15 protein-coding genes and 1 other annotated feature are annotated in these 15,648 nt (G+C 27.3%); of the genes, 9 read left to right on the forward strand and 6 right to left on the reverse strand.

Going from position 1 to position 15,648, the window contains the following annotated elements; genetic code table 11:
- Nucleotides 1-90 precede the first annotated feature (90 nt).
- From sstT to ABDZ60_RS16605, 3 genes are all read right to left on the reverse strand, one after another.
- Nucleotides 91-1,326, reverse strand: coding sequence for a serine/threonine transporter SstT (gene sstT / locus ABDZ60_RS16595; RefSeq protein ID WP_343779654.1), 1,236 nt, complete (start codon nt 1,324-1,326; stop codon nt 91-93).
- A gap of 318 nt (nt 1,327-1,644) precedes the next feature.
- Nucleotides 1,645-2,811 (reverse strand): iron-containing alcohol dehydrogenase, encoded by a 1,167-nt coding sequence (locus ABDZ60_RS16600; protein ID WP_343779656.1) that lies wholly within the window; start codon nt 2,809-2,811, stop codon nt 1,645-1,647.
- An 81-nt stretch (nt 2,812-2,892) separates the two neighbouring features.
- Complete coding sequence (locus tag ABDZ60_RS16605) at nt 2,893-4,269, reverse strand: aldehyde dehydrogenase (protein WP_016206712.1); 1,377 nt, start codon at nt 4,267-4,269, stop codon at nt 2,893-2,895.
- Nucleotides 4,270-4,678: 409 nt separating this feature from the next.
- On the opposite strand from ABDZ60_RS16605, the gene ABDZ60_RS16610 reads away from it, so the two are divergent.
- The 3 genes from ABDZ60_RS16610 (at nt 4,679) to ABDZ60_RS16620 (ending at nt 6,731) form a co-directional block, all read left to right on the forward strand.
- Nucleotides 4,679-4,951: a metal-sensitive transcriptional regulator gene (locus tag ABDZ60_RS16610; protein WP_016206713.1), complete on the forward strand. Its 273-nt coding sequence runs from the start codon at nt 4,679-4,681 to the stop codon at nt 4,949-4,951.
- Between the two features lie 65 nt (nt 4,952-5,016).
- Nucleotides 5,017-5,281, forward strand: a binding site (T-box leader).
- 96 nt (nt 5,282-5,377) lie between these two features.
- Nucleotides 5,378-6,391 (forward strand): aspartate--ammonia ligase, encoded by a 1,014-nt coding sequence (asnA, locus tag ABDZ60_RS16615; protein WP_016206714.1) that lies wholly within the window; start codon nt 5,378-5,380, stop codon nt 6,389-6,391.
- A gap of 151 nt (nt 6,392-6,542) precedes the next feature.
- A complete protein-coding gene (locus ABDZ60_RS16620) occupies nt 6,543-6,731 on the forward strand; it encodes a ferredoxin (protein WP_016206715.1) in 189 nt (62 codons plus the stop codon).
- Between the two features lie 32 nt (nt 6,732-6,763).
- Here the strand turns inward: ABDZ60_RS16620 and ABDZ60_RS16625 are convergent, their stop codons facing one another.
- Together ABDZ60_RS16625 and ABDZ60_RS16630 are read right to left on the reverse strand one after the other, a co-directional pair.
- Nucleotides 6,764-7,240 carry a threonine/serine exporter family protein gene (locus tag ABDZ60_RS16625; RefSeq protein WP_016206716.1) on the reverse strand — a complete coding sequence of 159 codons (477 nt, stop codon included), beginning with the start codon at nt 7,238-7,240 and terminating at the stop codon, nt 6,764-6,766.
- A 1-nt stretch (nt 7,241) separates the two neighbouring features.
- Nucleotides 7,242-8,006: a threonine/serine exporter family protein gene (locus ABDZ60_RS16630; protein ID WP_343779661.1), complete on the reverse strand. Its 765-nt coding sequence runs from the start codon at nt 8,004-8,006 to the stop codon at nt 7,242-7,244.
- A 228-nt stretch (nt 8,007-8,234) separates the two neighbouring features.
- Between ABDZ60_RS16630 and glyA the strand changes: the two genes are divergently transcribed.
- From glyA to ABDZ60_RS16645, 3 genes are all read left to right on the forward strand, one after another.
- The gene (gene glyA, locus ABDZ60_RS16635) at nt 8,235-9,470 is read left to right on the forward strand and encodes a serine hydroxymethyltransferase (RefSeq protein WP_343779663.1); all 1,236 of its coding nucleotides are present in this window, start codon (nt 8,235-8,237) and stop codon (nt 9,468-9,470) included.
- Between the two features lie 233 nt (nt 9,471-9,703).
- Nucleotides 9,704-10,459, forward strand: a complete 756-nt coding sequence (locus ABDZ60_RS16640; RefSeq protein ID WP_016206719.1) for an exodeoxyribonuclease III — start codon at nt 9,704-9,706, stop codon at nt 10,457-10,459.
- A gap of 109 nt (nt 10,460-10,568) precedes the next feature.
- Nucleotides 10,569-11,528, forward strand: a complete 960-nt coding sequence (locus ABDZ60_RS16645; protein ID WP_343779665.1) for an RsmB/NOP family class I SAM-dependent RNA methyltransferase — start codon at nt 10,569-10,571, stop codon at nt 11,526-11,528.
- 83 nt (nt 11,529-11,611) lie between these two features.
- Here ABDZ60_RS16645 and ABDZ60_RS16650 read toward each other — a convergent pair whose 3' ends face one another.
- Nucleotides 11,612-12,757 (reverse strand): amidase domain-containing protein, encoded by a 1,146-nt coding sequence (locus tag ABDZ60_RS16650; RefSeq protein ID WP_016206721.1) that lies wholly within the window; start codon nt 12,755-12,757, stop codon nt 11,612-11,614.
- 152 nt (nt 12,758-12,909) lie between these two features.
- Here ABDZ60_RS16650 and ABDZ60_RS16655 point away from each other — a divergent pair, with 152 nt between their 5' ends.
- The 3 genes from ABDZ60_RS16655 to ymfI are packed head-to-tail and all read left to right on the forward strand — an operon-like array spanning nt 12,910 to nt 15,583.
- Nucleotides 12,910-13,869 carry a metallophosphoesterase gene (locus ABDZ60_RS16655; RefSeq protein WP_343779667.1) on the forward strand — a complete coding sequence of 320 codons (960 nt, stop codon included), beginning with the start codon at nt 12,910-12,912 and terminating at the stop codon, nt 13,867-13,869.
- 13 nt (nt 13,870-13,882) lie between these two features.
- On the forward strand, nt 13,883-14,815 hold the full coding sequence (locus tag ABDZ60_RS16660) for a dipeptidase (RefSeq protein ID WP_343779669.1): 933 nt from the start codon (nt 13,883-13,885) through the stop codon (nt 14,813-14,815).
- Nucleotides 14,816-14,839: 24 nt separating this feature from the next.
- Nucleotides 14,840-15,583 (forward strand): elongation factor P 5-aminopentanone reductase, encoded by a 744-nt coding sequence (gene ymfI, locus ABDZ60_RS16665; RefSeq protein WP_343779672.1) that lies wholly within the window; start codon nt 14,840-14,842, stop codon nt 15,581-15,583.
- Nucleotides 15,584-15,648: the final 65 nt, after the last annotated feature.

Consider the following 15,648-nt stretch of genomic DNA (forward strand, 5'->3'; position numbering starts at 1 on the left):
TTTTTTATGTAAAACGTAAAATACCTAATTAGAAAATAAAAACAATTATCATTTTAATGTGTAAATATTACTTAATATAAATCTATTAAGCTATTTCTTTAGATAGAGATTTAAATTACTTTCTTTACGTCTCTTATAAAACTCTGCAGTTGCTGTAAATAAAACGTCAGATGATGAGTTAAGTGCTGTTTCACAAGAATCTTGTATTACACCTATAATAAATCCAACTCCAATTACTTGCATAGAAACATCGGTCGGTATTCCAAATAAGCTACAAGCTAAAGGTATTAATAGTAAAGAGCCTCCAGATACACCTGATGTTCCACAAGCACTTATAGTTGCTAGTATACTAAGTATAAGTGCAGTCGGAATATCAACAGGAATATTTAAAGTATGTGCAGCTGCTAATGTTAAAACAGAAATCGTAACAGAAGCACCAGACATATTTACAGTTGCACCTAAAGGAATAGATACTGAATAAGTATCTTTATCTAAACCTAATCTTTTACATAAATCCATATTTACAGGAATATTCGCAGCTGAACTACGAGTAAAAAATGCTGTAATACCACTTTCTTTTAAACATTTTAGAACAAGAGGATATGGATTTTGACGAATATTTATAAATACTATAATTGGATTGGCGATAAGTGCTACAAATAGCATACATCCAACTAAAACTAAAAGTAGTTTTCCATAGCTTATAAATGTTTGAATTCCATTAGTTGCAATTGCATCAAAGACAAGTCCCATAATTCCAATTGGTGCAAAATTAATTATCCATCCAACCATTTTAGATAAAGCATCAGAAATATTAGCTAGCATTGTTTTAGTTGAATCATTTGCTCCTTTTAAGGCAAATCCAAGAATTACAGCCCATGATAATATACCTATATAATTGGCAGTAACTAATGCATTTACTGGATTATCTACAATATTCATTAAAAGTGATCTTAAGACTTCAGTAATTCCACCAGGAGGCGAAAGATTTTCTACTCCTGCTACCAGAGTTAATTTTACTGGAAAAATAAAACTTGCTAAAACTCCAACAAATCCACCTGTGAAAGTTCCAAGTAAATAAAGAATAATTATAGACTTCATATTAGTTTTTTGTCCGCTTTTATGTTGACATATTGCAGATGTAACAAGAAAAAATACAAGCATAGGAGCAATTGCTTTTAAAGCACCTACAAATAAGGAACCTAAAATTACAATTGACTTTGCTTTTTCTGGAATAGTTAATGCTAAAATAATTCCAATAGATAAACCTAAGATAATTCTTTTAACTAAACTTATTTTATTCCATTTTTTCATTAAGTTTTTCATAATATCTCCTCCTAATTAATGTTTTGAATATACTTTTTATAGTTTATCATAAATTTCTCGGCAAATAAATTATATTTAAGCTTATATAGTCAATTTTTAAAAGTATATAATGAAAAAACAAATAAAAGAATAGATTATAATATTGGATATACAATGAGAGAAATAATAAAAATAGCTAGAAGATTAGAGTAATCTAATCTTCTAGCTTTAAATATTGGTAATAGAAGCAATAATTAGGAATAATGTAATTTAAATTTATAATTATTATATTTTGTGAAATAAGATGATAAAGAGTAACAAAAGTACTTTATAATTTTTTTAAAGTGCTAATTTTAATATTTCTAATGCTTCTTTTGCTCTTATTTGCACAAAATTTCCAACATGATCTGTGTGAGCAACTAGCTTATTAGACATTCCTTCTAAATTAGAATCATCAATATCCACATGACTTAAACGAGTTGGTAGTTCTATAGCTGTAAAGAAATCTTCTAAAGCTTTGATTCCTTTTAAAGCTGTTTCTTCAAGGTTATTTAAATTTATATCTATATCGAATACTCTATTTGCAAATTGAGCAAATCTATTAATATCATGTTTATAAACAAATTTCATCCAAGCAGGGAATATAATAGCTAATCCAGCTCCATGAGCAATATCGTATACACCACTAAGTTCATGTTCAATATCATGACTAGCCCAATCTCCAAGTCTACCCATATCTAAAGATCCATTATGAGCAACCATACCTGATAGCATAATCTCTGCTCTAGCATTATAATCATTAGGATTTATGTTAAGTCTCAATGCATTATCTATTATTGCTTTCATTGTTCCTTCACACAACCTATCTGTTAAATCTACATTAGGCTCATTTGTAAAATATCTTTCAAGTATATGAGCAAACATATCAGCAATTCCACAAGAAGTTTGATATTTAGGTAAAGTATAAGTAAGTTCAGGATTCATTATTGAAAACACAGGTCTTAAAGTTGGATGTCCTGTACTTCTTTTATATAATCCATCTTCGTTAGTTATAACACAGCCAGAACTTGTTTCACTACCAGCAGCAGGAATTGTTAAAATAGTTGCAAGTTGTATACATTTATGATTAATAGGTGTATCTATAAATAAATCCCAAACATCTCCGTTATAATTAACTCCAGCAGCAATAGCTTTAGAAGAATCTATAACACTCCCGCCACCTACAGCTAGAATAAAGTCAATATTATTATCTCTACAAATTTTAATTCCCTCACGAACTAGGGAAACTCTAGGATTTGGTTTAACTCCTGAAAGTTCAACAAATTCTATATTTGAATCTTTTAAAGATTTAATAACTTTATCATACAATCCAGTTTTCTTTATACTTCCTCCACCATAATGAAGTAAAATTTTATTTGTATATTTCTTTATTAAAGTCCCAACTTGTGATTCAGAATCTTTTCCAAAGATAATCTCAGTCCCATTTTTAAAATTAAAGTTTCTCATAAAGGCCCTCCTTATATTTTATAATATAAATATATAATACTTCAATAATAGAAGTATTTCAATAAATAGAAAATAGAGTTATTATTTCATAATCTTTTTTAATAAGTTTATTTTATTATTATATGGTGCAAATCTAAGAGGAAACTCTGCAAAAGTACCACGTTTAATAACAGATTTCTTATGTGTAAATATATCAAAACTAGCTTTACCATGATATGATCCCATACCACTTGAGCCAACACCGCCAAAAGGCAAATATGAAGAAGCAACATGTATTATAGTATCATTTATTGTAACTCCACCAGAAGTTGTTAAATTTAGAATTCTTTCTATAGAAGAAGAATTTTCAGAAAAGTAATATAAAGCAAGGGGTTTATCTTTTTTTGTAACATAAGAAATAACTTCATCTAAATTTGAGTATTCTAAAATTGGAAGAATAGGTCCGAAGATTTCTTCTTCCATAATCAAACTATTTTGTTTGATATTTATCAAAAGTGTTGGATCTAAATATAAATCATTTTCATCTGAATTTCCACCAAAGTAGATATCTCCATCTTTTAAATAATTTTTTAATCTTGAAAAAGACTGAAGATTAACTATTCTAGGAAAATCAGGACTTGATTTTAAATTATTTCCAAATTGAATAAGTATTTCTTTTTTTAACTCTTCCAATAATTTATCTTTAATATCTTTTTGAACAAATATATAGTCTGGAGCAACACAAGTTTGACCAGCATTTAAAAATTTTCCCCAAACAATTCTTTTAGCAGCTAGAGTTAACTTAGCAGAATTATCTATTATACAAGGGCTTTTTCCACCAAGCTCTAAAGTTAGAGGAATAAGGTTTTTTGATGCTTTTTCCATAACTATTTTTCCTACTTTTACACTTCCAGTAAAGAATATATAATCAAAATTTAAATTTAATAAATAAGAAACAACATCTTTTCCACCTAAAGGATTAACAACTTTTATAAAATTTTCATTAAAATTTTCATTAATTATCTTTTCAAGTAATAATGCTGTGTTTTTAGTATTTTCAGAAGGTTTTATAATTGCACAATTCCCAGCAGATATCGCCCCAATCAAAGGGGAGATAACTAATTGAAAAGGATAATTAAAAGGACCAATTATTAATACAACTCCATAAGGATCTTTATATACATAACTTTTAGAAGGAAAATTAATTATAGAGTTTTTAACTTTTTCTGTCTTTGACCATTTTCTTAAATTTTTAATATGAAGATTTAATTCGCTATAAATTATTCCTATTTCTGTAGCAAATCCTTCAAAATTAGATTTTCTTAAATCTTTATATAAAGCATCTAATATTTTATCTTCATTTTCTTTTATAACTTTTTTCAGCTTTTTTAAATTATTTATTCGGAAATTTATATCCTTTGTTTTAGCTGAATAAAAAAGCTCTTTTTGGTTATTAAATGTATCTAAAATATCTTTCATAATATTCCTCCAGTATAATTGAATTACTAACTAACATAAATAGTATATATAAGTTGCAATAAATGTTCTACACTTAACTAAAGTATCTTTTAAATTAATAGCATTTAAGCAAAGGTAGTATTTCAGCAACTTATATAAAAAAATAAAAAATATATATGTTTTCAATTTTGCTATTTTACTTAAATAAGTCTATTAACTTTTAATTTTATAAGACTATAATGATGCAGATTATTAATTAAAAAATATATATTATCAGCACATAAATTTTTTATGGTTAATTTTATTATAACACTACAAAAGAAAAGTAAGAGATTTTAAAATAAAATTGAATAAGTATATATAAATATTAAAATAAATGATAAAATATAAATATACCCTATAGAGGTATAGTAACATGGAGGATTAAGATATGGAAGAAGAAAATGAAAAGTTAAGAAAAGATATAATAAATAGACTAAAAAGAATTGAAGGGCAAGTAAAAGGAATACAAGGAATGATGGAAAAAAACGTATGTTGTCCTGATATTTTAGTTCAAATATCAGCTATTAGATCAGCTATAAATAGAGTTGGTGGATTAACAATAGAATATTATGCAAATAATTGCTTAGGAGTTGAAGAAGGGTCATCAGAGCAAGAGACTTTGAAACAGCTTATAAAGACGATAAATACCTTTGTAAAGTAAAAAATTAAAAATATTACTTTACAAAATATCTATAAAGTGATAATATTTTCTCATAAATAATTGAACTAGAGGCTATGAAGAGAAGAAGTAGATTTAACATATCTTTTCAGAGAGTTCTACACTTGCTGTAAGTAGAATAAGAAAGTTAATTTGAATAACATCTCTGAGCCGTACTCCGAAAGATAACAACTAGTAGGCAGTAACCGGGTTGCGCCCGTTATAGTGCTAGAGTATCTAAGTATTTTATTTACTTATGTACTTGAAGAGTCTATTATTGTGAGATAATAGAGAATTAAGGTGGCAACGTGAAGTATAGCTTTCATCCTTTTATATATTTATATAGGGATGAGAGCTTTTTTTATGCAATAAAATTGTTAAATAGTGGAGATTTAATTATTTAATATTATTAAAAAGGGGAGCTTAAAAATGAAAGTAGAAGGAATAATTATACCAGAAGGTTACAAAAGTAACACAACATTAATAGAAACAGAGGTTCATATAAAAAGAATCAAAGATTTTTTTGAGAAAGCATTAGCAGAAAGCTTAAATTTAACAAGAGTCTCAGCACCGCTATTTGTAGAAGGAGAAAGTGGAGTAAATGACAGTTTAAATGGTATAGAAAGACCTGTTAAATTTGATATTTTAGCAACAGGAAAAGATGTAGAAATAGTTCATTCACTAGCTAAATGGAAAAGATTAGCTCTTCACAGATATGGATTTAAAGTATCAGAAGGACTATATACTGATATGAATGCTATAAGAAGAGACGAAGAATTAGATAATCTTCATTCTGTTTATGTAGATCAGTGGGATTGGGAAAAAGTCATAGATAAAAGTGATAGGACTGAAGAAAAATTAAAGGATATAGTAAGAAATATTTATAAAGTATTCAAGGAAACTGAGAAATATGTTCACAAAAATTTAGTATCGGGAGAGGAGAAATTACCGGAAGATATATTCTTCATAACCTCTCAAGAATTAGAAGATATGTACCCAAAATATACTTCTAAAGAAAGAGAAGATGCAATATGTAAGGAGTATAAAGCAGTATTTATAATGAAAATTGGAGGATTACTTAAATCAGGAGAAAAACATGATGGAAGAAGCCCCGATTATGATGATTGGAGTTTAAATGGGGATATATTATTCTGGTATCCTCTTTTAGATAGAGCAATAGAATTATCATCCATGGGTATAAGAGTAGATGAAAAAGCACTTGATTATCAGCTTAAAGTTTCAGGAAATGATTATAGAAGAAAATTAGACTTTCATAGAATGTTATTAAATGGAGAGTTACCATATACAGTAGGTGGAGGAATAGGACAGTCTAGAATTTGTATGTATTTTTTAAATAAAGCTCATATAGGAGAAGTTCAAGCAACAGTTTGGGATGAAAAGAACTTAAAAATATGTAGAGAATATAATATAAACTTACTATAATAAAGAATAATTAATATTAAATGCAAATAATTATCTCCTAATAATATTGACAAATAAAAATTTAAATATATAATTATATTATATATTGTAAAGACACATTAAATTTTATTGAATATAAAGTTTAAATGTAAAATAATTAGGAGGAAATTATATGAAAGCCTTTGTGGATGAAAATACATGTATATCTTGTGGACTTTGTGAAGGAGTCTGTCCGGAAATATTTTCTTTAGAAACAGGAGTTTCAGTTGCTAAAGAAGGTATTATTGAAAATGAATTAGAAGATGCTACAAGAGAAGCTTGTGAAGGTTGCCCAGTAAGTGCAATTTCAATAGAAGAATAATATTTAAAGCCATACACACAATGTGTATGGCTTTATTTTGCAAATTTTCTTTTTGCACGTTTTTCTAGTTCTTTAAATTCTTTTTTCTTTCTAGCAGACATTAAAAGTCTAGTAACTGTTGATACAAATATAACCCCAAGGGAAAGAGAACCAGCATTAGCAAGAGTATTAAGTCCAAGTTCAAGAGATTTTATTATATTACCATTTATTGCTTCGTACATTGTATAGTACATGCCTCCCCCAGGAACTAATGGAATTAATGCACATATTATTAAGGTGGTAACAGGAGTTTTTAATATTCTCGCGAGAATTTCAGAATATATACTAAAAATAATGGATGAAATAAAAAATGACGAAGTAGTAGTTAAACCTAAATTTTCACAAAATATACTTATGTACCAACTTAATCCTCCACCTAAAGCAGCATAAAATAATTTTTTGCCTTTTATATTGAATAGTATTCCAAATCCAAGGGTTGAAAAAAATGCAAATAGTGATTGTACCATCATACTATAGCCCTCCAAAAGTAGAAATCCAAAAGCTGAGTACTGCACCAGTACCTATAGCAATTGATATAGCTACTAAAAATGCCTCGGCAGCTCTTGTAAGACCAGCCAATAAATCGCCTGATATAGTATCTCTAATTGCATTAGTTATAGCAAGCCCAGGAACTAACAACATTATTGAACCAATTATGGTTTTATCTATATCATTTATAAATCCTATATTTAAGAAAAGTATAGCAATTATAGCAGTAATTCCAGCCAGAATACTATTAATGAAAAATTGATTTATCTCTAGGTTAGAAAATTTTATAGATAGTGATTTTATAATAAGGCCAATAAAAAAGGCAGCAATAGCTTCTCTTAATTTTCCACCAAAGAGGAATACAAAGCAAAAAGCACCCAAGGCAGAAATTAATATAGCAGTTTTATTACTGTATCTTTCTCCATTATTAATGATTTGAAGTTGAGATTTAAGTTCAGATACTGAAAGTCCCTTACTTATAATATTTCTAGATAAGTCATTTACTTTATCTACTTTATCTAAATCTATAGTTCTAGTCGAAACTCTTCTTATTAAAGAATAAGTCTTACCATCACTACACACAGAAACCATAATACCTGTTGTAGTAACAAAGCTTTCAGCTTCTTCTATACCATAGATTTTGCAAATTCTCCAAATAATTTCTTCAGCCCTATAAGTTTCACCGCCACATTCAAGCATAATTTTGCCGGCAAAAGTAGCAACATGAAGTATTTCATTCATATCCATAACTAAATCTCCTTAAATCTAAAGTTATTTAAAATATAAGTATTATAACATAAATATATTAATTATAGTATATACTACTTTACAGAATTAATAATATACTACTCCTAACTAAATTTATTAATTGAGAATTTCATTGATTTACAAAAAAATAAGAATAATTTAGAAATATTAATTGATTATTGTATAAAATATATTTATAATTTATTAAAAAGGATTTGGGGTGAAAATATGAATTTTGAAAATATTTCAAAAGAAGATAAAGTAATTTATAATTTAATCGAAAAAGAATTAAAAAGACAACAGGATGGAATAGAATTAATTGCATCAGAAAATTTTGCTTCAAAAGCAGTTATGGAAGCTATGGGATCATTCCTTACTAATAAATATGCCGAAGGATATCCAAACAAAAGATATTATGGTGGTTGCCATGTAGTAGATGAAATTGAAGCTATAGCTATAGAAAGAGCTAAAGAGCTATTTGGTGCAGAACATGCAAATGTTCAACCTCATTCAGGTTCACAAGCAAATATGGCAGTATATTTAGCAGTTCTTGAGCATGGTGATACTGTTCTAGGTATGAATTTAAGTCATGGAGGCCATTTAACACATGGTTCACCAGTGAATTTCTCAGGAAAGTTATTCAATTTTGTTTCTTATGGAGTAGATGCTGAAAGTGAAACTATTGATTATGATATAGTTAGAGAAATGGCTATTAAAAATAAGCCAAAGCTTATAGTTGCAGGAGCAAGCGCCTATGCAAGAACAATAGATTTTAAGGCTTTTAAAGAAATATGTGATGAAGTTGGGGCATTATTTATGGTTGATATGGCTCATATTGCAGGACTTGTTGCAGCAGGAGAGCATCCATCACCAGTTCCATATGCTGATTTTGTAACATCAACAACACATAAGACTTTAAGAGGACCAAGAGGTGGCTTGATTCTTTGTAAAGAAAAATATGCAAAGCAATTAGATAAGACTATATTCCCAGGAATACAAGGAGGACCACTTATACATACTATAGCAGCAAAAGCAGTATGTTTTAAAGAAGCATTAGATCCAAGTTATAAAGATTATATAAAAAATGTAATTAATAATTGTAATGTATTATCCAATGAGTTAATAAACTATGGTTTTAAGATTGTTTCAGGAGGAACAGACAATCACTTAATACTTGTAGATTTAACAAATAAGGAAGTTACAGGAAAAGATGCTGAAATACTTTTAGATAGTATTGGAATTACAGTAAATAAAAATACTGTACCTAATGAAACTAAAAGTCCATTTATAACATCTGGAATAAGAATAGGTACACCAGCAGTTACAACAAGGGGATTTAATGAAGAAGATATGAAGGAAGTAGCATCTATTATTAATGATGCAATTTCTAAAAAAGATCCTAATTTAGATTTGCTAAGAAGCAGAGTAAAATCTTTGTGTGAAAAGCATCCTCTATATATTTAATGTAGTATTACATAGATAAAATATCTAGTAAAAAATAGGTGTTAGAAAATTATAATATAATAGAAATGTACAAAAGTTTATTTTATTGTATATTTCTATTATTTTTTATATAAACTGAAATAATATATGAACTATTTAAATTATCAAAGAGCACTAATATATTTATACACAGAATTATATTAAATAAAGAAGTGTTATAATATAGATATATTAAGAAAAGGAGAACTATATCAATGAAACTTATATCATGGAATGTTAATGGAATAAGAGCTTGTGTTACAAAAGGCTTTTTAGAATATTTTAATGAGATGGATGCAGATATTTTTTGTATTCAAGAAAGTAAATTACAAGAAGGACAAATAAATTTAGAATTAGAAGGATACTATCAATATTGGAATTATGCCGAAAAGAAGGGATATTCGGGTACAGCTATTTTTACAAAAGAAAAACCATTAAATGTAACTTATGGTTTAGGAATAGAGGAACATGATAAAGAAGGAAGAGTTATAACATTAGAATTTGAAAATTTTTATATGATAACAGTTTACACTCCAAATTCAAAAAATGAACTTGCAAGATTAGATTATAGAATGGTTTGGGAAGATGCATTTAAGGAGTATTTAAAGGTATTAGATGAAAAGAAACCAGTCATAGTTTGTGGAGATTTAAATGTTGCTCATAAAGAAATAGATTTAAAGAATCCAAAAACTAATTTAAGGAATGCAGGATTTACAGAAGAAGAAAGAAGTAAATTTACTGAATTACTAAATTCAGGATTTGTAGATACATTTAGATATTTTTATCCTGATGAAGTAGGAGCATATTCATGGTGGTCATATAGATTTAATGCAAGAGCTAAAAATGCAGGATGGAGAATTGACTATTTCTTAGTATCAGATTCAATTAAAGATAAGTTAGAAGATGCTAAAATTCACTCAGAGGTCTTAGGCTCAGATCATTGTCCAGTTGAACTTAAAATTAATATTTAGAAAAAGGAAGTTGTCATTATGGCAGCTTCTATTTTTATATTAATTAAAAGCATAAATTAGATTATTGAAAAGTAAATATATATTATAGCTAAACTATAGGGGTGATGTAGTGTCAATTAAGGAAGTTAAAAATAGCTTACCAAACGAACTTATAGAAATTTTAGAAAATATATATACAGCTGGTCAACTAGATCTAATTTATAAAAGTTTTTATAGAGGAAGAAATACAACATTTAGAATTAATACTTTAAAAGGAAATATAAAAGAGGTGATGGATGAGTTTAATAAAAATAGAATTAAAGCTGTAAACCATCCACTTCTAAAGAATGCATTTATAGTTAAGGGGGTTAAGGAGAGCAGTTTAAGAAGATTAGATGTTTATAAAAATGGGGAAATATATCTACAAAACTTATCTTCAATGTTGCCTCCCTTATTTTTAGATTTAAAAGAAGAATTAATTGTGTTAGATATGTGTGCAGCTCCAGGAGGAAAGAGTCTTTATATGGCAGACTTGATCAACAACAAAGCGACTATTTTAGCTAATGATGTTAATGAAATAAGACGAGAAAGATTAAATTATAATATAGAAAAACAAGGAGCAAATTCTATTATTGTTTTAGGTGCAGATGGATGTAGCATAGGAAAAAGGTTAAATAAGTATTTCGATAGAATTTTATTAGATGTACCTTGTTCAGGAGAAGGTACTATTCATTTAAAAAATAATAAAGCATATAAAATATGGAATGAAAAAAAAGTTGCTTTATGCTCAAAACTACAAAAAAGATTATTTGACAGTGCATATAATGCATTAAAACCAGGAGGGATTATGGTATATTCTACATGTACATTAAATCCCTTTGAAAATGAAGAAGTATTAGATTATGCGTTAAATAAATATGAAGATTTAAAATTAGAAAAAATAAATTTACAACTATCTAATGTTATTAGTGGTATAAAACAGTATAAAGAAAGAATGTATAATCCAGAAGTAACAAAAGCAATAAGAATAATTCCAAATGAAAATATGGAAGGATTCTTTATAGCAAAAATAATTAAAAGAAAAGAATAAAAAATACAGCCATATAAATAAGTATAGTAAATCTTTTTATATGGCTAATTTTTAAAGTTTAAAATAATATATAATTTTGAGTTTTAATAGTGCACATGAATTAAATGGAATCTTATATTATCGTTGCTCCAACCTAAATCATAAGGAACTAGAAGTCTATCAGTATTATGACAAGTAACTAATGGATATCCTTTTGAATCAAATCCAGTAACAGTTGATATATGGGTTATTCTTCCCTTTTTCTCATAAGCTACAAAATCTCCTGGTTTCATATTAAAAGCAGCTTTATAAGTTTGTTGGTAAGTACCTTTAGCTATATAAGATGCTCTACCACTTCCAACCATGTAATTTTTAAAACCTTGCGCATTTAACCAGGCTTTTGTGCCTTCTTTTCCAGAGTAATTCCATAATTGATTCTTTTTAAAACCACCACCTTCATGTAAAATTTGAGAGGCAAAATTTGCACAGTCTCCACCATCTGGATTATGATTTTTATATTTTGAATTATATTTAAAAATAAAATTATCATCTTCAGATATTCCGCAATAGGTATGTGCATATTCTATTGCTTTTAATTGTCTTTCATTTGGAATAAATTCAGGAGGTTGATGTTCTAATATATACTTACTGATTTCTTCAGATTTTATATTTTTAATATCTAAAGAATCTGCAAAAGGATCTGTGTACCATTCTTTTGTAATAATATATTTATCATTTTCTTTTTTCAAATTAAGATAATGATTTGTTCCAAGTCTAAAATGATTAATAATATCAGGAGAATCTATATAATAATAATTGAAATCTGTTGCTACATCACAAATAACACCATAAAGCCCAGGTTCTTTTTCCGCAACTTTCCTTATTCTAACTATAGATTTTAAATCCCTAAATTTTACAGCTTGTTTTTCAGACCAATTAATTAAATATTGAGTCTTTTTTGCTTCACTTTCGTATGCCCATAAACTTACTTTTATATTTAGATCATAAAAACCTTTCAATAAATCACAATCACCAGAAACTATAGCATCATTTCTTTGAGAAAATAAATTTTCAAGTAAATCTTTAAATTCCTTCTTCATTTCTTCTGATAAAGAAGATTCATTATTTAAAAAGTTTAAAGTTTCTTTATCTTCATAAAATTCTTCAGCAAAGGAGATGGAAAAGGGTAGTATATTAAAAACATATATAACAATTAAAACTAAGATAATAAATTTATGTTTAAATTTCACAAATTTCGCCTCTTTTCTTTAAAATATATAAGTAGTTTGTACAAAAATAGTTAAATTTATATATAACATTTAATCATTTTATGTGGATGTTTTTAGCAAAAAAGTAACATAAATCATATAATAAAATGTTATAAATTATTAGGGAGAAATTAATGAAAAGGTTAGATTATCTTTATGATAATTCTATGGAGATTAAATTTGATGAAGGTACTAACATAGTTTTTATTTCAGATGTTCATAGAGGTGACGGAACATTTTATGACTCTATGCTTCCAAATATAAATATTTATAAAACTGCTTTATCTTATTATTATAGAAGAGAGTTTATTTATGTAGAAGTAGGAGATGGAGATGAGCTTTGGAAAAATAGAAATTATGATAATATTTCATATTGCTATAATGATATATTTAAATTGTTTAATAAATTTAAAGAAGAAAATAGAATTTATATGATTTATGGAAATCATGATATAATAAAAAACAGAGAAAGTTTTTATCATATACAATACAGAGCTTTAAGAAAAATAGGAACAGATTATGGCAAAAATTTTTTGGATTTTATCAAAGATATAGAATTCTATGAAGGAATAAATTTTAAATTTACACCAGTTAATGAAAAGTTTTTAGTTACTCATGGTCATCAAGTAGATTTAATAAATTCAGATTACTGGCTATTATCAAGATTTTTAGTGCGATATGTATGGAAATTTTTAAATGGTCTTGCAGGCTTTAAAGATCCTATAAGTCCTGCTAAGAATAATAAGAAAGGAAGTAAGGTAGACAGAAAACTTGAAAAATGGTCTGAAATTAATGGTAAGATGCTAATTTGTGGACATACTCATAATAGTAGAATGCCTGCTAAATTTGATCCTCCATATTTTAATGATGGGTGTTGTATTCTACCTTATGCCATGACCGCAATAGAAATTGAAAGTGGAAGTATATCGCTTGTGAAATGGAGTGTTGAATCCCAAGAATCAGGAGTACTTTGGGTAAGAAGGAAGGTTATAGTTGGACCAAATAGTATAAAAGATTATCTATTATTTGCGCGAGATAAAAGAATAAGAATTATAGAAGAATCTAAAAAACAAAAAATTAAACAAAAAAAGTAAAGGAGATTTTCTAATGAATTCAATAGATTTACATTGTGATACAGCAAGCAGGTTATTATATGAAAATTTAAAACTTAAGGAAAGTATTTGTAAAGTTGATATAAAGAAATTAAAAGAATCAAAAGCATTAGCACAAGTTTTTGCACACTTTATAGAATTAAATATAGTAGATAACCCATATTTAGAATTTAAAAAAATGAATGATGTTTTAATGAAGGAATTAAAGGAAAATCATAATGATATTGAAATAGTAACAGATTTAAAGGGCTTAGAGGATACTAATAATAAGGGAAAAATAGGAGCATTTTTATCAATAGAAGAAGGCGAAGTTTTAGAAGGAAAAATAGAAAGAGTAAAAGAAGTTCATGATATGGGAATAAGATTTATAACCTTAACATGGAATTTTCCTAATAGCATAGGCTATCCAAATGCAGGGTATAAATATAAAGATTATGGTTTAACAGATAAAGGAAAAGAAATAGTTAATGAAATGGAAAAATTTAAAATAATACCAGATTGTTCTCATTTATCAGATGGTGGATTTTATGATTTAATAGAAATATGCAAGAAACCTTTTATTGCAACTCATTCTAATGCTAGAGAAATAACTAATCATTCAAGAAATTTAACTGATGATATGATAGTTAAATTAGCTAATAAAGGTGGAGTTATGGGATTAAATTTTTGCGCACCATTTTTAGGAAATGAAAGAATTCCTACAATTGAATCTATGATAGCACATATTAAACATATAAAAAATATTGGAGGAATAGATGTACTTGCATTAGGAACAGATTTTGATGGTATAGAAAATGAAGTGGAAATTAGAAATATTGGAGAAATAGAGAAGCTTAGAGATGCTCTAATAAAAGAAAAATTTATAAGTTCAGAAATTGATAAGATATTCTTTAAAAATGTAAAAAGAGTAGTAAAAGAATGCTTATAATATAAATGAAATTAGGAGAAAAGTATGGAAAACTTACAAGGAAAAATAGCTTTAGTTACAGGTGCATCACGTGGTATTGGAAAAGCTATAGCAATTGAATTAGCGAAAGAAGGAGCTTCTGTAATTATAAATTATTCTAAAGATGATAATGGAGCAGAAACTACATTAGCAGAAATAATTGCATTAGGTGGTTATGCTAAGTTATACAAGGGAAATATATCAGATTATAATACCTGTAAGAAAATGATAGACTATGTTATAGAATACTTTGGGAAAATAGATATACTAATAAATAACGCAGGAATATCTACTATAGGATTATTTATGGATTCCTCAAAAGAAGATATAGATAATGTTATGGGAGTAAATATTCGTGGAGCTATGTATTTAAGTAAACATGCACTTCCACATATGATATCTAAAGGTACTGGAAATATAATTAATATTTCTTCTATATGGGGTGATGTTGGTGCTTCTTGTGAAGTAATATACTCTACTTCAAAAGGAGGAATAAACTTATTCACTAAATCCCTTGCAAAAGAAGTTGCGCCAATGGGAGTAAGAGTTAATGCAGTTGCTCCAGGTGTAATTAATACAGAAATGAATTCATTTTTATGTGAAGATGAAAAGAATGAGTTAAAAGAAGAAATACCAATGGGGAGATTTGGAGAAGCCACTGAAATTGGGAAATTAGTAGCCTTTTTATGCAACGATAGCTGTAGTTACTTAACAGGACAAATTATAAAAGTCGATGGAGGAATGATATAAATTGTTAAACAATTTATTCAGTTGTTTATTTAAAGAAGGTTTACAGAATATTATAAATTAGATAT

Source organism: Clostridium sartagoforme (genome assembly GCF_039521405.1).
Taxonomy (GTDB): Bacteria; Bacillota; Clostridia; order Clostridiales; family Clostridiaceae; genus Clostridium; species Clostridium sartagoforme.